This window comes from Synechococcus sp. MIT2312, from assembly GCF_059772315.1.
The window spans coordinates 2,152,896-2,175,557 of the sequence record NZ_CM186281.1 but is presented as its reverse complement, the minus strand read 5'-3'; the positions used below and the strand labels follow the sequence as shown (position 1 = coordinate 2,175,557).

Genomic DNA, 22,662 nt, shown 5'->3' with positions numbered 1-22,662 from the left:
GACAGAAGGGTTCATAAGAGTGCACTTAGAATCTCTCCTTCGTGACTTTCCAGGATCTCAGATCCGGTCGTTGCTCCACAACGCGCACACCGACAACATCAAAAGCTCGTGAAAACTTTCAATCTTGTAAGCACGTTGCTTCTTTGCAACTAAAAATTGTTGACGGGACCTCACACTTACATCGCATTTCCATCAAGCTCAATCACCAAACCTTTCAGCTCAGCAATCGAAACTCGACGCGATGAAAGCGTCAGTTCCTAAACTTTTCGATTGTCCAGGTTCTGCCGTCGCGTTCCTTCTCAGAAACGGTTGGCGGTGCGGTCTCGCGACCGCTTGTGAAATTTACAACACCGTGGGATCGCTCCCTCTTGGCCTTGTAAGCACCCCCAAACACTACAAGCTCGCGCTCTTCATGCTCAAAGGCTGCACTCCAGGCTTCCGCCTGCCGCGCAGTCCAAAAACATAACTCACTCATGCCCCTCTACGCAACTCATTGCCCAGTCAGGGAAGCAGCAACGACTCTCCCCAGGGCCTGAGACGCTCAAGTTCAGCCTGCGAACTCGCTGCAAGCACAGGAAAACTGACATCGGAAAGATCTTGTCCAGGCGTCAGCGCCGCTGGATCGTGATCAAGCCATTGCAGGGGACAGCCCAGTTCGCTGAGAACCAGCCAGGCTGCTGCCAGGTCCCAGATCTTGGGAGTGGCCTCCAGAGCTGCAACTGTCTGCCCCATAGCCACGCTGACCAGATTCAGGCTGGCCACACCAAGCAAGCGAATTTTTCCGGGGAAAGGCTCCTGATGTCGGCGCTGCAGCACCCGAATCGCTCGACTGCAGAGCGAAACACAGGCACTGCCTGCCTGAAGCCGAGTCTCTGCAGAAAGAGATTTGCCGTTGCGCCAGGCTCCTCGCCCGCGAATCGCCACAATCCGTTGACGCAGAGATGGAATCTCCAGAAAAGCCTCAGTGGGTCGGCCGTCGACAAAACGAGCCACAGAAATCGCCCAATAAGGAATTCCAGCAGCGAAATTGGTGGTGCCGTCGAGAGGATCAACCACCCAGAAAGCAGAGGACGATGGACAAGTCTTCTCTCCCTCCTCGCTGAGAGTGAATTCACCGGGAGCCAGCGCAGAGAGACCATTGACCAAGGCCTCATCACTCCAACGGTCACAGGCGGTGATCAAGGATCCATCGGCTTTGGTGTCGGAGACGATGTTTCCGAAATCCTGCCTTTGCCGATCTGCGACCGTGTCCAGCAGCTGATGAACTGCGAGTAACTGCTGAGGGTTAAGGAGTCTTGAGGTCAACGTCGCGTCATGATCAAGATCCCAGTAGGGAAGCTTGGCAGGCTGGGATGTTGGGTGTGGGCTTGATCTGAACCTCTTCAGATTCAGGTGTTTGTGCTTTATCTGCTGGCAGATTCAAGGGAGGACAGGAGACCACTTGGTCGAGCCCGGTGTATCGCCGCAACTCAGCAATGGTGATGTTGTAGTCAGAAAGAGAATCGACATGGCGAACCTGTGCTCTTGTGAGATCTCTTTGGTTGTCAACCACTTCTCGCTGAGTGGTCACGCCTGCAGCAAAACGAAGTCTTGCCAGGCGTAACGCTTCGCGTTGAGACAATACCTCTCTGGCAGTGGTACGAATGGTCTGCTGATTCGCCCTCAAGTCGTAAAAACTCTTCTCGACTTCATATCGAATAAGACCACGTTGTTGGGCGAATTTATAAGTGCTCGCTTCAGCGGCCTGCTTTTTGCGCCGATACTCAGCTCGAGCACGACCACCATCGAAAATATTCCAGGTTGCCGAAATGCCAACAGCATTGTCCATATCCCAACCGTAATAATTAGTGCTGCCTAAAGAGGCTTCCGCTTGCTGGCCGTCAAACCGCTGTGTCGAAAAATTGTTGTAGAGAGAAAGAATTGGCTGCACCGCTGCCAGTGCAGCATTGGCATCGCTGTTGTTAATTGAGATATCGAGGATGAACTGATCGAGCTCTTCACGGAAGGCATAAGCCGCAACAATGCTCTCCTGTAAAGAAGGTTCCCAAGTTCCCACAACCTTTGATGGCGAAGCGGCTGTCGGAGTGACGTCCTGGGGCAGATCGAGAATCTTGGCCAAATCTCTTCGGGCTCGACGCTGAAGATTCAGAAAGCCCGTCAAAGTATCTTGATCTCGAGCAAGTTGCGTTTCAGCTTCAAGGACTTCAAGCTTGGTTGCAACCCCTGCCTGAAAACGTGATCTTGCATAACGCAAACTCAACAAAGACGCAGCAACAGATTGCTTACCAACGTTGACTTGCGAGTCATATCGCTGAAGGTTGTAATAAGCCTTGGATGTTGACAGACGCAAATCTCTCAAAGCAATCAGATAGGCATCACGGAATCTCTCGAACTTGTCACGCGCAGCAGAAATCTGCGGAACTCGTGCTGGATCGATCAATTTCCAGTTCAGCTCAGCTCTGAAATTGGCTGTCGAAACTTCCGAAAACGTAGTTTCCCCTTGCTGCTGCTCCAGACCAGTTGTTGAGCTCTCGGTATCGGCAACGTTGTCATCAAAGAACTCCTCTTGGCTGGAGAGATATTGAGGAAGACCGTTGGCCTTGAGATTGAGCGTTGGGTACCAGCTTGCAATGGCCGCTCTCAAACTCGACTTCGCTTGCTGAACCTCGAGAGCCACAGCTTTGAGATTTGGATTGTTGACTTCAGCCAGCTGCTCCACTTCCGCGAGCGTGAGCGGTCTGAACTCTCGAATGCGCACCTGATCAGGCTGATTCGGCAGAGCAAGACTCGGCGGCGAATTCAATGAATCGAGCGTCTCAGGCAGTGTTGTCGCCGCCGGAGGCAGTACCGAGGGATCGGCCTGCGGCCGGGATCCCTTCAATTCAATGGCCGTCGGCAGAGTGTTCTGATCGATCAGGGCCGCGCCATCACCTGATCCAAGGTCAGAAGACTCTTGAGCGGAAGCAACTCCAGCGATTTGGACGGGCACGAAGCCTGCAATCAGAAGAAGGCTTGCAGCTGTCCGACGCACATCAAATCCTGAGCTTGGCGGAGCTTAGGTGGTTTTCCCAGGATCTCCGAGTACGGCAGCCACGATGTCAGCTGCTCCATGCACAATCCGAATCGGAACAGGAAGTTGCGCCTGAACCTGTTCCAGAGTCATGTCATCGAGGAATACAGGCTGCCCCTGCCGCAACATCACTGATGGCAACAGCAACTGGTCCCCCAGGTCCTGATCTTTGAGACCATCCAGCAAATCCTGACCAGTCAACAGACCGGTGACCACCTGATCCTGTCCCCAGTAGGGACTTGGAAGACCATGCATCTGCAGGCTGACGCCTTCGATCCCGTTGAGGCGCTCAGTCACTGTCTCCAGAGCCTTGTCCACGAGACGACCCACCACCCAGCTGCTGCGCAGGGGCACGACAACACGCTCTGGCAATGATTCCGTGGCCTCATCCAGCGACTCGAGGAACGCCCGGATCGTTCCCACACCATTTTCCTGCTGGGGGAGATCCTCATAGCTGACGCGAGGGGGAAGGGGACGACCCGCAATCAAATACCACTCATCCGACAGCCAAACAAAACGACTGCCGAAACGCCCTTGAAACTCCGACTGGAGCGGTTCGACTGCATCAATCACCCTGCAGGCATCATCGGGGGTGACGGCCCGTAACCCATCACCAGGCGGTCGGAAGCGAGTCAGACCCACCGGCACCACTGCCGCTGAAAGCACGGCAGGCCACTCAACACCTGCAAAACGGGCAAGATCGCGCAGGGTGTTGAGGAGTGCATCACCGTCATTGAGACCTGGACACACCACCACCTGCGCATGAATCTGCAACTTGCGCTGCGCAAACCACTCCAGCTGCTGCAGCAGTTTTCCTGCTCGTGGATTTTCCAGAAGAGTGGAGCGCAGATCGGGGTCTGTTGCATGCACTGACACGAAAAGCGGTGTCAGCCTTTGCTGTTCAATCCGCTCCCAGTCGGCATCACTCAGGTTGGTGAGAGTGAGATAGGAGCCGTAAAGAAAGCTGAGTCGATAATCGTCATCCTTGAGGTAAAGACTGTCTCGATGGCCAGGCGGCTGCTGGTCGATAAAGCAGAAGGAGCAACGGTTGGTGCATTGACGAAGGCCGTCAAACAGCGCTTCGGTGAAACCAAGTCCCAAACCATCGTCGGCATCTTTCTCCAGCTCGACGCAATGCAGCTCACCGGCGCTGTCACGAACCTCAAGCGTCAGCTCCTCCTCAACAATGAGATAGCGGTAATCAATGAGATCTCGTGGGCGTACTCCATTGATGCTGAGCAGCTGATCTCCTGGTTCAAATCCCAGCTCCTCTCCAATGGAACCTGACTCCACTGAGGCAACAACCGCAGGTTCAGGTTGTCTTGAGGGGCTTGCAGGATCCAGAGCCGTGACAGCAACTCCTGCGGAAGGCTCATTCCACACAGCAAGGAGGCGACTGTTCTCAGTTTGGGCCGGCGGCGGACCACCACACCAGCAAGAACACTCCGAACAGGAGTCGGTAGATCACGAAAATCCAGGTGCTGTGACGTTGCAGATATTTCAAAAGCCAGTCGATGGCAAGCCAGGAAACCACTGCTGCAGACACAATTCCGATCAACAGGGGGAGCGGACCGCCAGCGCTGGACTGACTGAATGCATCTTTCAATTGCACCAAACCAGCCAAGGTGATGGCTGGAATCCCCAGCAGAAATGAAAACCGGGCCGCATCCGGACGCTGCCAGCTGTCAAACAGCGAGGCGGTGAGCGTGCTTCCCGATCGGGACACTCCAGGGATCAGAGCGAGCACCTGCGCCAAACCCACCACCAGGCCATCACGCCCTTGCACCTGATCGAGTCGCTTGAGACGTGGGCCGAGCTTCTCTGCCAGGGCTAGCAGCAACGCCATCACGATCGACACGACGGCGATCACCGGTTCGCTGCGCAGCGGAGACGCTTCATAGCCAGGCCAGAACAATTTGATCCCAAGCCCCACCACAAGGATCGGCACAGTGCCAATGGCCATCGCAATCCCCAGGCGGGCTTCCGGCTCACGCCACTGGCCTCTGCGCAAGGCAGCGCTGATTCCCTTCCAAACTCCAACAAGATCGTCGCGGAAGTAGCCGATCACCGCAACGATGCTGCCCAGCTGGATCACAGCTGTGGCCGAAACGCCGGGATCCTGCCAGCCGGCCAGAGCGGGCACCACCTTCAGATGTGCCGTGCTGCTGATTGGCAGAAACTCAGTCAGGCCCTGGACAACACCCAGGACGATATTTCTCCAGATGGCCTCAAGCAGTCCGGGTTCTGACACCTCTGACGTCCTGAACAGATTTGAGGACGCTATCGCCAGGCCCACCATCCGATGACATCAGACGCCTCACAAAAACGCTCAATCAGGCGCAAATCTTCTATGGTCACAGTCCTTTTTCAATTCAGGCGGGAGTTGATCGTTGTTCAGTGGGCTGATCCGCAACCAAGCCCTTACTGAGCCGGTCAAGCCGATCGCTCTAGGGAAGGCCGGGTTGCCCTTCTGGGCATCCATGCTCGTAGTGCTGCCTGTATTTGTGCAGGCTCCCTGGGTACGAGAACAGCCCTTCACCTCCTGCCTGTTCGGTTTTGTGCTCCTTTCCGTGGGTGTGATCACCCATTCGATTGCACCCAATCGATGGAAGGATTTCGGCGCTCTGCTAGTCGGCTTCAGTGGCAGCTGGCTCGCCGGCAGCCTTTTCTGGGGTTGGCTAGCGAGCCATCCCCTGCTGCATCTTCCTGTTGAAGCCTTTGCCTTGCCTCTGGCGATCACCGGCCTGCAAACGCGATGGCGTCTTGGATGTGCCTTCTACCTGGCATCGCTGCTAGGCACAGCTTTCACCGATCTGGCCATGGCACTCACCGGTGTGATGGCCCTCTGGCCTGCAGTCATCGCAGCATCCCCTGCAGAAGCCACTGTTCTCCTTCAGGACGCTGCATCCTTCGTGCTGAGGCCAAGTTCTCTGCTGACGGTCAGCGCTGCAGGAATCATCATTTTCCAACTCGTTCAATACTGCAGATACCGCAGCAGCCTGTCGACAACGGTTGACAGAGCCTGGGCTGTTGCAGCAGCAGTGCTGTTCACGACCCTCCTGATCGACGGCTTGTTTCTGTCGCTGTCTCTGCTCGCACCGGAACTCAGCGGCCTGGTCTGAAACGAACTGCAAAAACTGCGACGTCTTGCGACTGTTCCCGGCGATGGCACTTGTAAGGTTTGCAAGCCGGTAATACCGGTAATCATCCCGTTCCGATCTTCTAGACGGAGACTTCCATGAAGCGTCTGCTGTCCTGGCTGACAGGCATTCTTGTGATGGCAGGCCTGCTGATGGGCCTGTTGCTACCCGCGAGCGTTCAGGCTGCTGACATCCGCAACGTGGCTGACGACAAGCTCGCCGAGCGTGGCGAGAAAGTGGATCTCAACAATTCCTCCGTTCGCCGCTTCCAGCAGTTTCCTGGCATGTATCCCACACTTGCCGGCAAGATCGTGCTGGGCGGTCCCTACGAGAGCGTGAATGACGTTCTTTCGCTTGATCTCACCGATCGGCAGAAAGAGCTGTTCGAAAAGTATCGCGACAATTTCACGGTGACAGAACCATCGATTGCTCTCAACGAGGGATTCGATCGGATCAATGATGGCCAGTACCGCTGAGGCAGCTCACTGAAAACGCCGATCGCCACTGATTGGATTGCTCAGATTGCGGTAGAACCGCCGGACGACCCGGCGGTTTTTTGGTGCTGAAATGAATCCCTTGGGCACTGGCAGCGAACCCATCCCCTCAGGTCCCTGGGACGTGGTGGTGGTTGGTGCTGGGGCCGCAGGCCTCATGACCTGCCTTGAACTGCCAGACGGGCTGCGAGTGCTGCTGGTCAATCGCAACACCAGCCGGCGCTCATCAAGCCGATGGGCCCAGGGCGGGATCGCATCCGTCACGCGTCGCGATGACCACAGCGGCAGCCATGCGACAGACACCATCCACGCCGGCGCAGGTCTTTGCGACGGTGATGCTGTGCGTCTTCTTGTTGAACAGGCACCGCACTGTGTCGACAGGCTGCTCGAGCTGGGGATGGATTTCGATCGGAACAGCGACGGGAGCCTGGCCACAACCCTTGAGGCTGCTCACAGTCATCACCGCGTGCTGCACGTCCAGGACCGAACCGGCCATGCTCTGGTGGATGTGCTTCGGCAGCATGCCGAGCAGAGGCCTGGGTTGGTGCATCGGCGGGGTGTTCGCGTCAGCCAGCTCTGGGTGGAGAACGGGCGCTGCTGCGGCGTTCAGGTTCTGGACGGGTTCAGGCTGCAATGGATTCGATCGAGAGCCGTGGTCCTCGCCACTGGAGGCGGAGGCCACCTCTACACCAACACCACGAATCCAGCTCAAGCCGCAGGTGAGGGCATCGCCCTGGCCTGGGCTGCAGGGGCCGCGGTTGAAGATCTTGAGTTCGTTCAATTTCATCCCACGGCTCTGAAGCTTCCTGGAGCCCCCTGCTTTCTGATCTCCGAGGCAGTGCGTGGAGAGGGAGGACGACTCGTGGACGCCGCAGGGAACAGTCCGGTCACTGACCTGCCAGGGGCTGATCTGGCGCCAAGAGATCAGGTGAGCCGTGCACTCCTGAAAAGCATGCGCCTCCAGGGCATCGACCACATCGGCCTGGACCTTTCAGGAATCCCTCGCGAACAGGCTGAGCGCCGCTTCCCCACAATCCTCGAGCGCTGCCGCAACCACAATCTCAATCCTCTTGAGCAACCAATCCCCGTGGCACCTGCGGCCCATTACTGGATGGGAGGCGTGGCAACGGACCTCAGTGCCGCGACATCGCTGCCAGGCCTCTACGCAGTCGGGGAGGCGGCCTGCACCGGGCTGCACGGTGCCAATCGTCTGGCGAGCAACTCACTGATGGAGTGCCTGGTCTTTGCTCGTCAACTGGGAGCGATCGACCTGCCAGCTGTTTCAGGGGATGAAAGAGAACACTGGAGGAGCAGGGAAGACACCGTCAGCACCAGTCAGATCCACGCCCGCAGCAACACCAGCATCGGCGAGCTCATGCGCAGCATCGATGATCTGAGTGAACAGTGCTGGGAGGTGGCAGGAGTCAATCGCTCCCGAGCGGGGATGCAGGCACTGCTGCAGTCAACCAGGAGTGCCATGAGTCCGCTGGAGCGGGAAGAGTTGCTGTGCATCGTTAACCGCCAGTCCCATCAGCAATTGCTGGAGCTGGAGGAGCCCAGTCGCCAGGAACTGAACCTGCTGCTCGATCTCATCCATCGCCAGCGCACCACTGGCCTGCTCCTGGAAGCCTGTCTGTTCAGGACCGAAAGTCGGGGAGGACATTTCCGTAGCGATGCCCCCTGCTCCCTTCCCCAGTGGCGCCGACACAGTCGGCAGATCAGAGGAGAAGGAATCAAGACCCGCAGCGTCACTGGGTAAGCAACACGCTGTGCAGACGGTGGCTGACACAGCGGCTGTCTGCACAGCGGCGGCCGGGCGCTCAGAAGTTGGTGTCTCCCTTGAAGCCGGACAGACCTGCCAGGGTTGTCAGATCTTTGACACCTGAATCAAGTTTTCCCTTGATCTCCCAGGTGGGGAAACCTTCGATCTTCTTGCTCTGGCAGAGAGCGCGTTGACTGTTCTGACCATCCTCAGCACATTCAATGACGGTGAGCTTTTTGGAAGCTTCTAACCCGAAGTCCTCCTTCTGCTCATGACAGTGAGGACACCAGTAGGCGCTGTACATGACAGCTCCCGTGGCGGTGAGATGTTCAGCCAGCGCCACCTTGGCAGGAGTGCTTTCAGTCGTCACAAGCGGAGGTGCACCTGGGCCGGTCACGGCAGCTTCCGGCCGCTCAGGGTCCAGGACCGAGGCCCAGATCAAACTGCCGAGCAACACAGCCAATGCCAGGAGAATGCCGCGGAAGAACAGCTGAGAGGGGTCATCCCATCCACCGCCGACCACGGAAAGGATCAGCAACAGGATCGACAACGTCGCTGAGAGCACACAGAAGAAACAGAAGGCCTGAATCTTGAAGACCATCAAGCCCAGCAGCACCAAGCTGAAGACAGCCATCCCAAGGGAAACAGTGAACAGTCCCCACCAGGTGCGCCGGGACAGATCGCCGCGGTTCTCCACCAACCCCGGCAACAACGGCACGAGGGCCATCACCAGAACAGCGAGGTAGGCCAGCAGACCGGCAAAAGACAAGGGGATGCTGAAGGCATCCGTCTGGGCAAGGGTCCCCCAGGGGCTGTTCAGGACTGTGTCGCACCCATCGCCGCCCATCGGGCAGGTGAGGTCACCGAGCATCCCCCAACGCTTGAGGGTGATCGAAGCGGTATCGATCACCCCGACGGTTGCCAGAACCGCCATGCTGATGCGTGCCCATTTGAAGCCCTGATCCTGACGACGTCGGCTGGTGAGTCGGGTGGTGCCCATGCGCACGGAACTGATTGCTGAAATTTTGGCAGCAATCGGCACGAGATTTAAGGTGAAAGTTGATGCGTCGTGCCCATGTCACCGGACCAAGCTCCCGGACGCGACATGGTCAGCACACGCGCGACTGTGGCTTTCGCCCATTTGGGATGCGAAAAGAACCGGGTCGACACAGAACACATGCTCGGCCTGCTGACGCGAGCGGGCTATGGCGTCAGCAGTGACGAAAGTGACGCCAACGTGGTGGTGGTCAACACCTGCAGCTTCATCCAGGAAGCCCGGGAAGAATCGGTCCGCACACTGGTGGGACTGGCTGAGCAAGGCAAGGAACTGATCATCGCCGGTTGCTTGGCACAACATTTTCAAGAGGAGCTGCTCGAGTCACTGCCGGAAGCCAAAGCCATCGTGGGCACTGGCGATTACCAGCACATCGTGGAAGTGCTTGAGCGGGTCGAAGCCGGAGAACGCGTCAATCGGGTCAGCAAGAACCCGACGTTCGTCGGCGATGAAACACTGCCCAGGTATCGCACCACTGGAGAAGCGGTTGCCTACCTCAAAGTGGCCGAAGGCTGCGACTATCGCTGCGCGTTTTGCATCATTCCGCATCTGCGCGGCAATCAGCGTTCAAGAACGATCGAATCAATCGTTGCAGAAGCCCATCAACTGGCGGAACAGGGCGTTCAGGAACTGATCCTGATCAGCCAGATCACCACCAATTACGGGCTGGACATCTACGGACGTCCTCGGCTTGCGGACCTGCTCAGAGCCCTCGGCGAAGTGGAGATCCCCTGGATTCGGGTTCATTACGCCTACCCCACGGGCCTGACTTCTGAAGTGATCTCCGCTTACAGAGATGTCCCCAACGTTCTTCCCTATCTCGATCTGCCTCTTCAGCACAGCCACCCCAAGGTGCTGAGAGCCATGAACCGTCCCTGGCAGGCGGACGTCAACGAACGGTTGATGAGTCAGTTGCGAGACCAACTGCCGGATGCCGTGATGCGCACCACGCTGATTGTGGGCTTCCCCGGTGAGACAGAGGATCAATTCGAACACCTGGCGGGGTTCCTCGAAAGCCAGCGATTCGATCACGTTGGAGTGTTCACCTACTCAGCTGAGGAAGGAACCGCCGCGGCCAAGCTCCCGAATCCCGTACCAACCGAGATTGCCACCGCCAGGAAAGATCGGTTGATGACTCTGCAACAACCGATCTCGGCCGAAGCCAACACCCGCTGGGTGGGACGCACCGTGGATGTCCTGATCGAGCAGCACAACCCGACCACAGGAGCCATGATTGGGCGCTGCGCTCGCTTCGCACCTGAGGTGGATGGCGAAGTGCAGGTTCAGCCCCGCGTGGACGGAATGCAAGCAAGACCAGGAACCATGGTTCCAGTACGAATCAACGGAGCCGATATCTACGACCTGCGCGGCGAGATCGTGGGGGCAAGCGAAATGGTGGCCTCTGCTCGCAGCAGCCATTGAGCCACCCTTCATCACATGCACGCCAACGCATCATCTTCCTGATCGCATCCGGCTTGAGCACTGCCGGTTCCTTCGCAGGGCTCACCGCCAAGGGCTGGATCCTGATGGACGAAACCAACGAACCAATGGTGCTGGCTCTGCATTTCGCCGCACTTTCACTCCCAACCATCTTGGTGAGCGGTCCAGCTGGTGTACGCACCGATCGAATTGGCTGTGAGCGGGTATTGATCCAGGCTCAGTGGGCCCTGTTAGGGGCGGGTCTGCTGGGGGCTCTCTCGATCCCCTTGTTCCAGGGGCAGGCCCAGGTGGTGATGCTGCTCGCCAGCACCCTGCTGGTGGGCATCGCCGGCGCCTATGAACTCACGGCACGCAATAAGTACTGCGCTCTGCTGGTGGACGACAACTCCGAGCTGGCGCCTTTCCTGACAAGTTTCTCAGTGGTCTTCAACGTCGGAAAGCTGATTGGACCTCTACTGGGGGGGTGGCTCATCACACTGACCGAGCCGTCCATGGCACTCACGCTGGATGCCGCCACCTATCTGGTGCCGATCGCCAGTGTGATCTGGCTTCTGAATCCGAGAACGGATCTGGAACAGCGCAGTGCTCCTGGCGAAAAGGCTTCGTTACAGGTGGCCTGGCGGGAATGCGGCAGCACTCTGAGGCACGTGCTGATGTTCACCGGCTTGATGTGCGTAGTGGGGTTTTTCCACCCTGGGCTTGGGCCCTTGATCGCTGCTCGCCAGCTGGGGAGTGCACCGATGGATCTTGCTGCTTTCACCAGCGTTCTGGCCCTTGGAAGCATTGCTGGCGGACTGCTACTGCAGCGCAACAGTCATCGGTTTTGCCAAAGACCTTCTCTGACCCTGGCCGGCTTTGCGCTGGTCACGGCCGTAGCTCAGCTTGGGATGGCCTTCGGCGGCGGCGTGCCCTTTGTGCTGATGATGACGCTGCTGATCGGAGCCGGAACTGCGGGACTGCTGAGCAGCAGCAATCTCATTACGCAGGTTGGCTCAACTCAAGTATTGCGAGGGCGTATGGCCGGACTGGGGCAGATCGCCTTTCTCGGCGGCGGCGGCGTCAGTGGCCTGATCGCAGCAATTCTCACCGACACGATGGGCCTCCAGACCACTTTCGCGATCAGCGGAACTCTCGGCGTTGCGCTGGCACTGCTCGAGATCTGGCGCCGCGGTGGCTCAGTACTGAAGGAGGTCAGATCAGTTTGATCCGGCGCAGAACAAAACTGATCGTCACAGCGGTGGTGAGTCCGGCTCCGACCAGACCCACATAAATGAGGACTCCCATGCCTGTCACAGATTGCAGCACCTATTAGATCAGAAATCAGGCCTGGAATCAGCGGATCCCCCTTAAGCTTCTGCACAACGAAATCAAATGGAAACGGAAGGTTCTGTCCGCAGGGTCGACCGCAAGTAACAGACAGACCACCTCCTCGCTCCGGATCATGCGCACCCTCTTTATTTACCCCCTCTTCCCGAAGACCTTCTGGAGCTACGAGAAGATTCTGGAATTGGTAAATCGAAAGGTACTGCTCCCTCCTCTGGGACTCGTCACTGTGGCAGCACTCCTGCCCCAAGAGTGGGAGATGAAGCTGGTCGACCGCAACGTGCGGGAGATCACCGAAGACGAATGGAACTGGGCTGAGCTGGTCGTGATCTCGGGAATGATCGTCCAGAAAGACGACATGCAGATCCAGATCGCCGAAGCCAAGCGCCGTGGACTGCCCGTCGCCGTGGGAGGTCCCTACGCGAGTTCAACTCCGGATGCCCCGGAAATCTCCCAAGCCGACTTCAAGGTGCTCGATGAGGGTGAAATCACCCTGCCGATGTTCATCGAAGCGATCCAGCGAGGTGACAGTGGTGGACGGTTCAGCGCGGAAGGTGACAAGCCTGATGTGACCTCCACTCCCATCCCCCGCTTTGATCTGCTGCAGCTCGAGGCCTACGACTCGATGAGCGTTCAGTTCTCGAGGGGATGCCCGTTCAATTGCGAATTCTGCGACATCATCGTTCTCTACGGACGCAAGCCACGTACGAAAAAACCGGAACAGCTGATCGCGGAGCTCCAGTATCTGCATGACCTCGGCTGGAGGCGATCGATCTTCCTGGTCGATGACAACTTCATCGGCAACAAGCGCAACGCCAAGCAGCTACTCCCCCAGATCAGGCAATTTCAGGAAGAACGCGGCTATCCCTTCAGCTTCGCGACTGAAGCCTCAGTCGATCTCGCCGACGATGAGGAGATGATGCGCATGATGCACGATGCACGCTTCGAGAGTGTCTTTCTCGGCATCGAAACTCCGGATGAAGCCAGCCTCGAAACCTCCCGAAAACTCCAGAACACCCGTAACCCTCTCGATGCGGCCGTCGACCGCATCACCGCGAACGGTATCCGTGTGATGGCAGGTTTCATCATCGGCTTCGATGGTGAAAAAGATGGTGCCGGCCGTCGCATCGTTGAGTTCGTGACGAGAACGGGAATTCCGGCGGCGATGATGGGCATGCTGCAGGCACTTCCGAACACAGCGCTTTGGCATCGCCTTGAAAAAGAGGGCCGACTGATCCAGGACAAGTCCGCAGCCAAGGGTGTGAACCAGACCAACCTGCTCAATTTCAAACCCACACGCCCAATCCGGGACATCGCCAACGAATACGTGGATGCCTTCTGTGCGCTCTACGAACCAAACGCGTACATGGATCGGGTTTACTCCTATTACCTGAAGATGGGAGCTCCCCGCTGGAAGGGCACATCAAAACTGCCCACCTGGACTGATATCAGAGCTTTGTCCATTGTGGTCTGGAGACAGGGAATCAAACGGGACACTCGCAGCCGCTTCTGGCGCTACATGCTCAGCATGGCTCGACGCAATCCAGCCATGCTGGAGCAATTCCTGGTGGTGCTCGCCCACAACGAACACTTCCTGGAATACCGCGCGATCGTTCAACGCGAAATTCGCGAACAGCTGGAATCTCTCCCTCCCGAAGAACCCAGCACGTCCCGGGAACTGATGACAGCCTGAACTGATTCAGTCCTGCGTGTAGGCCACTCCAGCTTTCAGACAGGCTTCAGCTTTTTGCAATTCCCGGCCCAAGTACAGAGCATGATCCAAACGGCTGACGGGAAGTGCACCATCAGCTTCGGTCAGCGCAATACCCAGTTCCTTAGCAGTTCTGCCACGGAAGCTTGTGCTCGGCGAACGCGGGCCACCGCCACGGCAGGCCAGAACTTCCCCGGTTTCCGGATCCGTGGCACGGCCTCGCTCGTCAACATCATTGCTGTAATGCTCAGCAACGAGCTCGCCGGCCTCGGCATCCAACTTGATCAGGAAGTAACCGGTGGGGTCAAGCTCGATGAATCGCTGTGAGAGCTGGTTATCGAGTGATGAAGTGCCTTCTGCCATCGTCACACCTTACAAATGATCGCCTCAGGCCATCAATTCAGGCGGCGTGCTGCGGAAGGGCAGCTCGTCGTTGATGGCCTCGATCTCCTCTTCCATCAGACCATTCGCCCTCGGCAGCCAGGACCGGATCAGACCATCCATACGCGGGTCATACCAGCGATGCAGGCTGGTCCGGGCTTGAGCCACAAAACCACGTCGGCGCTTGTGACTGCCACCCGCTCCTGGATCAAAGCTGTGCAGGCCCCGACGCAGTGCCCACTCAATCGGCGCGTAATAACAGACCTCAAAATGCAGGCAATCGATCTCTTCTTCACTGCCCCAGTAGCGCCCCCAGAGATGGGACTCATCCTGAATGCAAAGAGACATCGCTACAGGCTCAACGGGGTCTCCTCGGTGGGCACTAAACAGCACCACATGCCGCGCCAGAGCGGGGTCAACCAGTCGATCAAAGAATGAGCCCTGAAGATATTTGCTCCCCCAAGGGCCCCAACGGGCGCAATGCTGCTCATAAAAGGAATGCATCCGCACCAACAGCTCAGGAGTGAGCTCTGATCCGGTCAATGGCGTCACAACCAGTCCTGACTGGTTCACCGCCTTGCGTTCCCGTTTGATATTGCGCCTCTGATTGGCATTGAAGCTTGCGAGATAGTCGGAAAAATCCTTTTGTCCTTCTGCTGACCAAAGGCTCTGATGATTCACCCATGCAGCACAGCCCGCAGCTTCTGCCAAGGGCTGCCAGAGAGGGTCCACGTAGAGAAAATTGCAGCTGAGAATGTTATTGCGAGCCGCAAACTCATCAATCAGCCGCAGCATCATGGCCGTGATGTCCTGAGCATCCTCATCTGGATGGATATGGAAGCGATAGCCCTGAACAGGGCTGACAGGGCTCATCCCGATCAGCTTGGGGTAGTAGCGCAGTCCCAAATCACCTGCCAGGCGTGCGAAAGACTGATCAAAGATGAATTCGCCATAGCTGTGACCCTTGAGATAAAGAGGAGCTAGGGCAATCAGGCTCTCTTCGCCCCTCCAAAGCGACAGGTGCAGGGGTTGCCAGCCCTGATCCGGAGCCACACTGCCTGAGTTTTCCAGAGCCTCCAGCCAGGACCAGCGATAGAAAGGGCTCGCTTGTTCTGCGAGCAACTCCTCCCATTGCGACTGGGGAATCTCATGGATGCTGCGATGCCAACGAGCCGTGAGCGATGCCATCCAGGGCCAATTGAAACGCCTCGGCAATGACACTAACCAGCGAAACCCCAAGGGGTGACAATGAAGACCCGACTGGTCCGGGGTCATGCCCAAATGGACTCGGCACAACCTGAGATGGGCCGCAGCTCTGTTGCTCTCGCCGCTGCTTCTGGGGGTGAGCTCGGGGCATGAAAACGCCAAAGCGGGGCTGTTCCAGCCGTTGATTCAGCTGTTGCAACCAAGGATTGAACGTCAGCTTGTGAGCGAATGCCGTCAGCTGGCTGAACAGGCTCTGGATGGCGTTGCTGCCGAAATCGCTCCGCAAAGCTGGCTCAACAGCGCCGTCGAGCAGCCCTGCCGGACACTCGCCCGCCCTGTGAGTGAGTGTCTGATCAGAGAAACCAGCCGCAGTGGCAGAGAGCTGGGAGTCCTGACGGAGCTACTGAGAGGCAAAGTCGGCGACGACGCGCGTGTGGTGATACGGCGTTGCCTGGCCTCCCTGACTGGTTTGCCCCAATCCAGCCTGAATCAGATTCCCGTTCAGGAACTGATGGAGCGATTCCGTCGGTAATGCACCAAGAGTTCATTGTCTGCGAGAGACCGAGCCTCCACCAGACTCCACGCCTGTGAAGACGCGAGCGACGCTGGTAACGGAGTGTCCGACTGCAGCAACCAGTTGAAGGATCCGCCAAGGATCCTGGGACTCAGGGTCAGTTGCAACTCATCAACCACATCCTGGACCAGTAAGGAGTGAGTCAAGACAGCGCCACCAAGCAGGACCAGACGGAACCAGCCCTTGGAGGCCAGATCGTTCAGCGTTTCACTCCATCGGGACGACAACCGACAACATGACTGGAAGCCAGGAGCAGACCCATCGCCTGCAGACAGCAGATGGCGTTCGAAAGGTTGCTGGAAAAAAGGCCACTCCAGAGGAAATTCAGCCTCACGACTGACAACCAAGGCTGCCGGCTGAGGCGAGCGTCCCTGAACTTGACGTTGATGCAGCAGATCCTCATCACGGATCAGACAACTGCAGTGATGAGCTCTGAGAGTGCCCGCTCCGATCAGAGCTGCATCACTCCAGGCGAGCGCCTCCTCAAGCACACGACGATCAGCCGCACCACCCAGCTGAGCCGCCCCTCCGCTCGGTGGAGCCAGACGACCATCGAGACTGACAACCAGCACCAGACGAACCGTGGGGCGCTGGAGCGATGAGGGGAGTTCAGACAGGAAGCGCCGCCTCAAGCGCTGAAGGAGTCATCTCCAGCTGAGGGACTTCGGCAAACACCTCAGCGGCATTGTTAGGGCTTTCCTGCAAGCGGACCTTATGGAGACTGGCACCAATCGCCTTGATGGGAGACGAAAGGCGATCAGCAATATGAAGGGCGATGTTCTCCGCTGTGGGAACACATTCGGCGAAGAAGGGCACATCCTTGTTCAGGAAGGTGTGATCAAACGGCTCGACCACAAGGTCGTCAACGAGGCGTTGCAGCGCTGACAGATCGCAGACCATGCCGGAGCGGGGATCGATGGAGCCTCGCACGGTGACATCCACCAGATAGTTGTGACCATGACCGTTGGGACGTGCGCACTTGCCATAGATACGCTCGTTCTCTTCCTGGCTGAGTTCAGGTCTTGCCAGACGATGGGCAGCAGCGAAATGGGTGCGGATCGTGAGGAAGGCGTCCATGGGATGTCCGAGATAGTCGGCCCAGAGGCCTGGTTGTTCGTAAAGGCGCAATGCCGTGATGGGCAGATGGGGACTCAGCCGAGCCCAGATCTGCCGAACGATGGCCTCCGTGGTGGGCAGACAGCCCTCCGGCTTGGACACATCGAATTCGGGCCAGGCGTCGTTGAGAAAGCGAAAGTCGAGCTGACCGGTCACCTCGCTGCGTATGGCGTGCTTCACCTCAGAGAGATTGAGCACCATGCCATGCGAATCAAGGCCACCGGCCATCGAAACGATCAGCTCATAGTTGTGACCATGCCCGGGAGCTAGTGCACAGGGGCCGAAGCGCGCGGCATTGTCATCAGCAGACAGTTCAGGCAACCAGTACCGGTGGCTCGCACTGAAACAGGCACGTCGTGTGATGACGCAGCCACGTCCGCGGCCATGACGTGCAATTGACTTCATTTCAGTCATGTGACGGTCCGGCCAGAGGGCATCCTAATGAGCTAACGGCAATTCCGAGTCATGGCGGAGACCTCTCCAACCCTGAGGCAGCGTCTGGGAGGGCGCAGTCTCTATCTGGTGGGCATGATGGGCAGCGGCAAAACCAGCACGGGCAGGCCCTTGGCGGAGAGGTTGGGGTATGGATTCGTCGACGCGGATGCGGTGATCGAGCAAGTGGCTGGCTGCACCATCTCCGAAATCTTTGAACGTGATGGTGAAGAGGAATTCCGCAGCCTCGAAACCCAGGTAATGAGGTCCATCAGCCAACGTCATTCGCTTGTCGTGGCGACCGGTGGCGGGGTTGTCACCCGAACCGAAAACTGGGGAATGATGCACCAGGGCATTGTGATCTGGCTCGATGTCGAACGCCGTCAGCTGCTGCAACGCCTGCAGAACGACTCCACTCAGCGGCCGCTGTTGATGACGGGGGATCCTGCCGAAACACTTGACGAAATCCTCAAGCAGCGCCGCCCTCTGTATGACGAGGCCGATCTCACAGTGGTGATTGAATCTGAATCAGCCGACGTCGTCGCAGACGGAATCATTCAGCTGCTGCCGCAATTGATCAAGGATCCGCCCAAAGAACGGCCGGAATGAGGATCAGGAGCCGGGAGGATCGAGACGCACCGCGTACCACTGCAGAGCGATGCCAGGAGAAATTTCCAGTTCACAGGCTGTATCCAACAGGCGCAGTGCCGCCTGTTCCGGGCTTTCGCAACTGCTGAGATCCGAAGGCCAGGGGTCCAGATCCTGCAGTCGGCCGACAAGCCATGTCAGGGTGTCTGCCGCTGTCAGCAACTGTTCAGGTTCGCCTGGCACCAGCACCACATAGTGATCAAGGGATCGAATCAGAGGGTCTGACATGGCAAAACCGTTGTTGACACTGCTGATCACCATGCTGCTGCAGCTTGTGTCAGTCCAGTCCGCCGCCGCGGCCAGTGATCGTGGAATCAGCTTCCTTGAGCAGCGCTTCGAAAGCTGGCCGCAATGGTCCCTGCCGGCACCTCTGCCTCGACCCCGCGCCAAACAAGACCTGATCTATCCCGACTGGTTTTCAGGGGCATGGGAAGTGACAAGTGAGGCACTGGATGAGTCAGGCCAACCCATTCCCAACGATCGCCTCCTCGTGCACGAGGTCCGTTTCCTGCGCAACCGTCGCAGCGAACTCATCGGTGACCGCCCCTTCAACGCTGCTGCAGTGGGGAAAGCACTGCTGGGCGATCAATTGCTGTCAGTCGAACAGGACCCCAACCAGGTGAACCGTCAGCTGGCGAGATTTCAGGACGATGTGTTGCTCGAAACCACCGTGATTGGCCGGAGGGAGACGAGCCCGAAAGAAGCCGCTGATTTCTTCAGCGATGAACTCGTCCTGCAGATCCTGCACGGACCGGGTGCGCCGCGACTGAGCAGGATTGAAACCCTCACGCACTATGTGCGATGTGGAGAAGACATCTGCGCCGATCAGCGTCAGGTGAGCCATGCAGGACCTGGGCTCAAAACCGATCAGACACTGGAGGGACGCAGCAGCCGGTTCAAACTGACACTCAGACCAGTGGCGCTGGATCCAGGTTGATCAGCCGGGTCTCCAGCTGATCGCGCCAGCGGAACAGATCCTGAAGACGGGGATGATCACTGATCCCTGGGACCCCTCGCCCGGCGAGTGATTCTCCCGAGGAAGGAGGAAAACGCAGCAGTGACAACTGGGCGGCAACCGCAAGATCCGCAAGGCTGATTCCATCTCCAACCAGAAAGCCATTGAGATCCAGGCCCTCGGCGACGGCGCACAGACTGCTGAGCATCGACGCCCTCTGCTCCTGACCGAGCAATTCACCAAGACTGCTGAGCCAACCGCCTGGCAGACCCGACATCACCTGGCGCACCGGTGAGGGGACATCATCCGGAAGCAGCACGTCCCGCAGCTGAGCGTCATCGGCAGCCGCCTGAACAAGCGCAGCCCTGACGGCAGCGGCAAGGGTGGTGTCGGCCCAATCCTCAATCAGCTGCGTCTGAGCACGCTGGCGGGGATCTGCGGGAATCAAGGCCGGCTCAGGCCGGAGTTCCTCCAGATAGCGGCAGATGGCACTGGAATCAGACACCACGTCATCCCCATCCACAAGAACGGGGACTTGCCGCTGACCGGACAGCCGGAACAGTGAAATCTGACCGATGCCAGGAGTGACCTCGACCTCGCGAAAACTGAGTCCCTTGGCTTGCAACGCCATCCGCACCTTGAGGCAGAAAGCCGAATGACGAAACTGATGAAGCTCCAGCATGTCCAAGCCGGGTCTGGCGCTGGAACAGTAGCCATTCAGATCTGCTCCTCGCCATCAGCTCTTGGGCAGCCTTCACGACTGACCCGGACCTTGCTCAGAATCCCCTCGGCATTGTTCGCCCACTTGAAAGCGAGACATGCCGTGGCCTTGATCGCGACCTTCAAGGCGCTTGAAGGGGGGCAGCCATGCCGGGACGAAACGACTGCAGAAGCCAATCCTCAGAACCGTGAAAGCAACGCAGATATGAACTGGAAAGACGGGGCTTCACGTGTTTTTGCTCCAGATAGACTGAAATCGTGTCAATAAGATCCTCTTACTGAGAACTTGCTGCCTGTTGTTAAGCGCGCTGTTCCCTTGAGCAGGTCCCAGTCGTTCCCAAACCACCGGAATCCCCAAGACACCCTGCAATAACTGGCCATGAAAGAATTTTTCATCAACGTGACGCGCTATCCGCGCTACTTGATCGCTTTCAGCCTGGGTGTGATCAATTCGGTCGCAGAACCACTCGCACGTCGCCGCAGCAATCCGGTGACTGCCGTGGCCCTGATCGGCGCTTTGATCAGTGGCTTCCTCAGTCTGAGCTTTGTCCTGCGTGCCATGGTGTCTTCAGCACCGCAGAGCTGACATGGCCCCGGGACGTCGGGTTGAACGCGTGGCAGCCCTCATCCGGCGAGAGATCAGTGAGCTGCTGATCAACGGCATCCGCGATGAGCGCGTGCATCAGGGCATGGTGAGCATCACGAACGTTGAAGTCAGCGGCGACCTTCAGCACTGCAAGATTTTTGTCAGCGTGCTGGCGGACGACGAAGCTCGCAAAGAAGTCATGGATGGTCTCCAGGCAGCCAGTGGCTACCTGAGGGGGGAACTGGGTCGCCGTCTGCAGATGAGACGAGCGCCTGAAGTGGTGTTTCAGCTCGACCGCGGTCTCGAGAAGGGGACCTCCGTTCTGCACCTGCTCGGAGAACTTGAGCGAGAACGTGAGGTCAAGGGCACCCCCTCCTCCGGCAGCGACAACACCGAGACTCCAGACTTCAATGACTGAGGCTGAGCGTCGCCGGGCCGTTGCCAGGCTTCTGGTCATCCGTGCGAGCGGTCACAACGAAGACCGGCAGAGGCAGTACCCAAGTTGGGAGCACTGCAATCGTGAGCTGCAGAGGCTGCTGAAGTCGGGAGTCGGCGGGGTGATCCTGCTGGGTGGCACAGCCACGGAGCTGCAGCAGCGATGTCGAACGCTGCGCAGTTGGAGTGACAGCGAAGACCTGCTGCTCTGCGCCGATGTGGAAGAAGGAATCGGCCAGAGATTCCCAGGTGCCACCTGGTTGGCACCACCCATGGCGCTGGGCAGGCTGCATCAAACCAACCCGCAGCAGGCTCTTGAACTGGCCGAGCGTTACGGCCGCACAACCGGGAATCAGGCGCAACGATGCGGCCTCAACTGGGTGCTTGCTCCGGTCTGCGATGTGAACAGCAATCCTGAAAACCCTGTGATCAATGTGCGGGCATGGGGCGATCAACCTGAGTCCGTTGCGGATCTCGTGGCAGCGTTTCAACGTGGACTCAAGTCCGCTGGCGTTCTCGGCTGCGCCAAGCATTTTCCCGGTCACGGCGATACGGACCAGGATTCCCATCTGGAGCTTCCTCTGATCCACCACGGACGCAGGCGGCTCCACCAGGTGGAACTGGTGCCGTTCCGGCGATTGATCGACTCGGGGATCGCCAGTGTGATGACAGCACATCTGCTGATTCCGGCACTGGACGACTCGCAGCCGGCGACCTTGTCGCGGGCTGTGCTCACAGATCTGCTGCGAACAGAGCTTGGGTTCACTGGCCTTGTCGTCACCGACGCACTGGTGATGGAGGCGATCAGCAGGAGGACAGGTCCTGGAGAAGCCGCAGTTCAGGCCTTTGCTGCAGGAGCGGATCTGATCCTGATGCCCGCTGATGCCGATGCGGCGATTGATGCAATCTGTGCAGCACTTGCCAACGGCAGGATTCCTGAATCGCGCCTTGATGAGTCACTCAAACGACGAACAGAAGCCCTGCATCGCTGCGAAAAGCCCTGCTTCAGCGACACCGAGGTTGAGCTCGAAACAGCAACAGACCGTGCGTTGTGCATGGAACTGATCGACAGCTCCCTGGAGGTGCAGGGCCCACTGCTTTCACAACATCGTGATCAAAACGGTGTGACCTTGATCCAGGTGGATAGCGTTCTGCCTTGCGCCTTTCTGAACGCCAATACCGCGGCGATCACCACACCCGAACACCATGGATATCAAGCTCTGATCTGCCACGACAGGGGGATTGAACCCTGGAGCAACGACCAATCCCCCGCCGGTCCGCTTGACCTGGAGCGACTGGGAGAGGGGCCCGTTTTCTTGCAGCTGTTTCTGCGCGGCAATCCATTCCGCGCCGGCCAGCAGCGCCAAGAATCCTGGGCTGAAGCCGTTCAGCAGTTGCTGGGAGTTGAACGCTTATCGGGCTTGGCGGTCTATGGCTGTCCCTACCGATGGGACACTCTGCGCAGGCTCATCCCGGACAGCATTCCTGCGGGGTACAGCCCGGGACAGATGCCTGAAGCACAGCAGCAGCTTTTGAATCGAATGTTGGGTTTGAAGGGGGAGGTGCATGAACGCCAGGACTTCACCGACTAAACAAACGAAGCCTGTTGAAACCG

At 58.1% G+C, this 22,662-nt stretch carries 25 protein-coding genes; 12 read left to right on the top strand and 13 right to left on the bottom strand.

The window, feature by feature from the left end; translation table 11 throughout:
- Positions 1-501: 501 nt before the first annotated feature.
- The 4 genes from AC6EI9_RS11945 to AC6EI9_RS11930 all read right to left on the bottom strand — a co-directional run bounded on the left by AC6EI9_RS11945 (position 502) and on the right by AC6EI9_RS11930 (position 5,369).
- Positions 502-1,305, bottom strand: coding sequence for an inositol monophosphatase family protein (locus tag AC6EI9_RS11945; RefSeq protein ID WP_498467956.1), 804 nt, complete (start codon positions 1,303-1,305; stop codon positions 502-504).
- 13 nt (positions 1,306-1,318) lie between these two features.
- A complete protein-coding gene (locus AC6EI9_RS11940; protein ID WP_498467955.1) occupies positions 1,319-2,719 on the bottom strand; it encodes a TolC family protein in 1,401 nt (466 codons plus the stop codon).
- A gap of 336 nt (positions 2,720-3,055) precedes the next feature.
- Positions 3,056-4,453 (bottom strand): TIGR03279 family radical SAM protein, encoded by a 1,398-nt coding sequence (locus AC6EI9_RS11935; RefSeq protein WP_498467954.1) that lies wholly within the window; start codon positions 4,451-4,453, stop codon positions 3,056-3,058.
- 19 nt (positions 4,454-4,472) lie between these two features.
- Positions 4,473-5,369 carry an undecaprenyl-diphosphate phosphatase gene (locus tag AC6EI9_RS11930; protein WP_498467953.1) on the bottom strand — a complete coding sequence of 299 codons (897 nt, stop codon included), beginning with the start codon at positions 5,367-5,369 and terminating at the stop codon, positions 4,473-4,475.
- Positions 5,370-5,460: 91 nt separating this feature from the next.
- Here AC6EI9_RS11930 and AC6EI9_RS11925 point away from each other — a divergent pair, with 91 nt between their 5' ends.
- The 3 genes from AC6EI9_RS11925 to nadB all read left to right on the top strand — a co-directional run bounded on the left by AC6EI9_RS11925 (position 5,461) and on the right by nadB (position 8,463).
- A complete protein-coding gene (locus AC6EI9_RS11925; protein WP_498467952.1) occupies positions 5,461-6,192 on the top strand; it encodes a DUF3120 domain-containing protein in 732 nt (243 codons plus the stop codon).
- Between the two features lie 116 nt (positions 6,193-6,308).
- Entirely contained in the window at positions 6,309-6,686 is a 378-nt protein-coding gene (gene psbU, locus AC6EI9_RS11920; protein ID WP_498467951.1) for a photosystem II complex extrinsic protein PsbU, read from the top strand.
- 91 nt (positions 6,687-6,777) lie between these two features.
- A complete protein-coding gene (gene nadB, locus AC6EI9_RS11915) occupies positions 6,778-8,463 on the top strand; it encodes an L-aspartate oxidase (protein ID WP_498467950.1) in 1,686 nt (561 codons plus the stop codon).
- A gap of 61 nt (positions 8,464-8,524) precedes the next feature.
- Here the strand turns inward: nadB and AC6EI9_RS11910 are convergent, their stop codons facing one another.
- A complete protein-coding gene (locus AC6EI9_RS11910) occupies positions 8,525-9,466 on the bottom strand; it encodes a vitamin K epoxide reductase family protein (protein ID WP_498467949.1) in 942 nt (313 codons plus the stop codon).
- Between the two features lie 75 nt (positions 9,467-9,541).
- On the opposite strand from AC6EI9_RS11910, the gene rimO reads away from it, so the two are divergent.
- Together rimO and AC6EI9_RS11900 are read left to right on the top strand one after the other, a co-directional pair.
- Positions 9,542-10,942, top strand: a complete 1,401-nt coding sequence (gene rimO / locus AC6EI9_RS11905) for a 30S ribosomal protein S12 methylthiotransferase RimO (RefSeq protein ID WP_498467948.1) — start codon at positions 9,542-9,544, stop codon at positions 10,940-10,942.
- Positions 10,943-10,995: 53 nt separating this feature from the next.
- A complete protein-coding gene (locus AC6EI9_RS11900) occupies positions 10,996-12,165 on the top strand; it encodes an MFS transporter (protein ID WP_498467947.1) in 1,170 nt (389 codons plus the stop codon).
- On the opposite strand, the gene petL is transcribed toward AC6EI9_RS11900, so the two are convergent.
- Positions 12,152-12,244, bottom strand: a complete 93-nt coding sequence (petL, locus tag AC6EI9_RS11895; protein ID WP_156486801.1) for a cytochrome b6-f complex subunit PetL — start codon at positions 12,242-12,244, stop codon at positions 12,152-12,154. The two genes, AC6EI9_RS11900 and petL, sit on opposite strands and share 14 nt — an antisense overlap.
- Positions 12,245-12,401: 157 nt before the next feature.
- Here petL and AC6EI9_RS11890 point away from each other — a divergent pair, with 157 nt between their 5' ends.
- Positions 12,402-13,976, top strand: a complete 1,575-nt coding sequence (locus AC6EI9_RS11890) for a B12-binding domain-containing radical SAM protein (RefSeq protein WP_498467946.1) — start codon at positions 12,402-12,404, stop codon at positions 13,974-13,976.
- 6 nt (positions 13,977-13,982) lie between these two features.
- Here AC6EI9_RS11890 and AC6EI9_RS11885 read toward each other — a convergent pair whose 3' ends face one another.
- Complete coding sequence (locus AC6EI9_RS11885) at positions 13,983-14,357, bottom strand: DUF4346 domain-containing protein (RefSeq protein WP_498467945.1); 375 nt, start codon at positions 14,355-14,357, stop codon at positions 13,983-13,985.
- Between the two features lie 24 nt (positions 14,358-14,381).
- Complete coding sequence (locus tag AC6EI9_RS11880) at positions 14,382-15,563, bottom strand: GNAT family N-acetyltransferase (RefSeq protein WP_498467944.1); 1,182 nt, start codon at positions 15,561-15,563, stop codon at positions 14,382-14,384.
- Between the two features lie 85 nt (positions 15,564-15,648).
- Between AC6EI9_RS11880 and AC6EI9_RS11875 the strand changes: the two genes are divergently transcribed.
- Positions 15,649-16,113, top strand: a complete 465-nt coding sequence (locus tag AC6EI9_RS11875; protein WP_498467943.1) for a hypothetical protein — start codon at positions 15,649-15,651, stop codon at positions 16,111-16,113.
- Here the strand turns inward: AC6EI9_RS11875 and AC6EI9_RS11870 are convergent.
- Positions 16,083-16,787: a RibD family protein gene (locus AC6EI9_RS11870; protein ID WP_498467942.1), complete on the bottom strand. Its 705-nt coding sequence runs from the start codon at positions 16,785-16,787 to the stop codon at positions 16,083-16,085. The genes AC6EI9_RS11875 and AC6EI9_RS11870 overlap by 31 nt on opposite strands.
- Positions 16,765-17,685, bottom strand: coding sequence for a 6-pyruvoyl trahydropterin synthase family protein (locus tag AC6EI9_RS11865; RefSeq protein ID WP_498467941.1), 921 nt, complete (start codon positions 17,683-17,685; stop codon positions 16,765-16,767). The genes AC6EI9_RS11870 and AC6EI9_RS11865 overlap by 23 nt, the downstream gene beginning before the upstream one ends.
- A gap of 51 nt (positions 17,686-17,736) precedes the next feature.
- On the opposite strand from AC6EI9_RS11865, the gene AC6EI9_RS11860 reads away from it, so the two are divergent.
- Positions 17,737-18,312, top strand: a complete 576-nt coding sequence (locus AC6EI9_RS11860; protein ID WP_498467940.1) for a shikimate kinase — start codon at positions 17,737-17,739, stop codon at positions 18,310-18,312.
- 3 nt (positions 18,313-18,315) lie between these two features.
- Here AC6EI9_RS11860 and AC6EI9_RS11855 read toward each other — a convergent pair whose 3' ends face one another.
- Positions 18,316-18,579, bottom strand: coding sequence for a CRR7 family NDH-1 assembly protein (locus AC6EI9_RS11855; RefSeq protein WP_498467939.1), 264 nt, complete (start codon positions 18,577-18,579; stop codon positions 18,316-18,318).
- Here AC6EI9_RS11855 and AC6EI9_RS11850 point away from each other — a divergent pair.
- Complete coding sequence (locus AC6EI9_RS11850) at positions 18,578-19,288, top strand: DUF6816 family protein (protein WP_498467937.1); 711 nt, start codon at positions 18,578-18,580, stop codon at positions 19,286-19,288. The genes AC6EI9_RS11855 and AC6EI9_RS11850 overlap by 2 nt on opposite strands.
- Here AC6EI9_RS11850 and AC6EI9_RS11845 read toward each other — a convergent pair.
- Both AC6EI9_RS11845 and AC6EI9_RS11840 read right to left on the bottom strand, forming a co-directional pair.
- On the bottom strand, positions 19,260-19,988 hold the full coding sequence (locus tag AC6EI9_RS11845; RefSeq protein WP_498467936.1) for a glutathione S-transferase family protein: 729 nt from the start codon (positions 19,986-19,988) through the stop codon (positions 19,260-19,262). The two genes, AC6EI9_RS11850 and AC6EI9_RS11845, sit on opposite strands and share 29 nt — an antisense overlap.
- Before the next feature lie 35 nt (positions 19,989-20,023).
- On the bottom strand, positions 20,024-20,152 hold the full coding sequence (locus AC6EI9_RS11840; RefSeq protein WP_498467935.1) for a hypothetical protein: 129 nt from the start codon (positions 20,150-20,152) through the stop codon (positions 20,024-20,026).
- A 253-nt stretch (positions 20,153-20,405) separates the two neighbouring features.
- On the opposite strand from AC6EI9_RS11840, the gene AC6EI9_RS11835 reads away from it, so the two are divergent.
- From AC6EI9_RS11835 to AC6EI9_RS11825, 3 genes are read left to right on the top strand one after another with little or no spacing between them, the layout of a single operon-like run.
- Positions 20,406-20,612 (top strand): DUF751 family protein, encoded by a 207-nt coding sequence (locus tag AC6EI9_RS11835; RefSeq protein ID WP_066911775.1) that lies wholly within the window; start codon positions 20,406-20,408, stop codon positions 20,610-20,612.
- 1 nt (position 20,613) lies between these two features.
- The gene (gene rbfA / locus AC6EI9_RS11830) at positions 20,614-21,030 is read left to right on the top strand and encodes a 30S ribosome-binding factor RbfA (RefSeq protein ID WP_498467934.1); all 417 of its coding nucleotides are present in this window, start codon (positions 20,614-20,616) and stop codon (positions 21,028-21,030) included.
- Positions 21,023-22,639 (top strand): glycoside hydrolase family 3 N-terminal domain-containing protein, encoded by a 1,617-nt coding sequence (locus tag AC6EI9_RS11825; RefSeq protein ID WP_498467933.1) that lies wholly within the window; start codon positions 21,023-21,025, stop codon positions 22,637-22,639. Before rbfA ends, AC6EI9_RS11825 begins: the two co-directional genes overlap by 8 nt.
- The last annotated feature ends 23 nt before the right edge of the window (positions 22,640-22,662 follow it).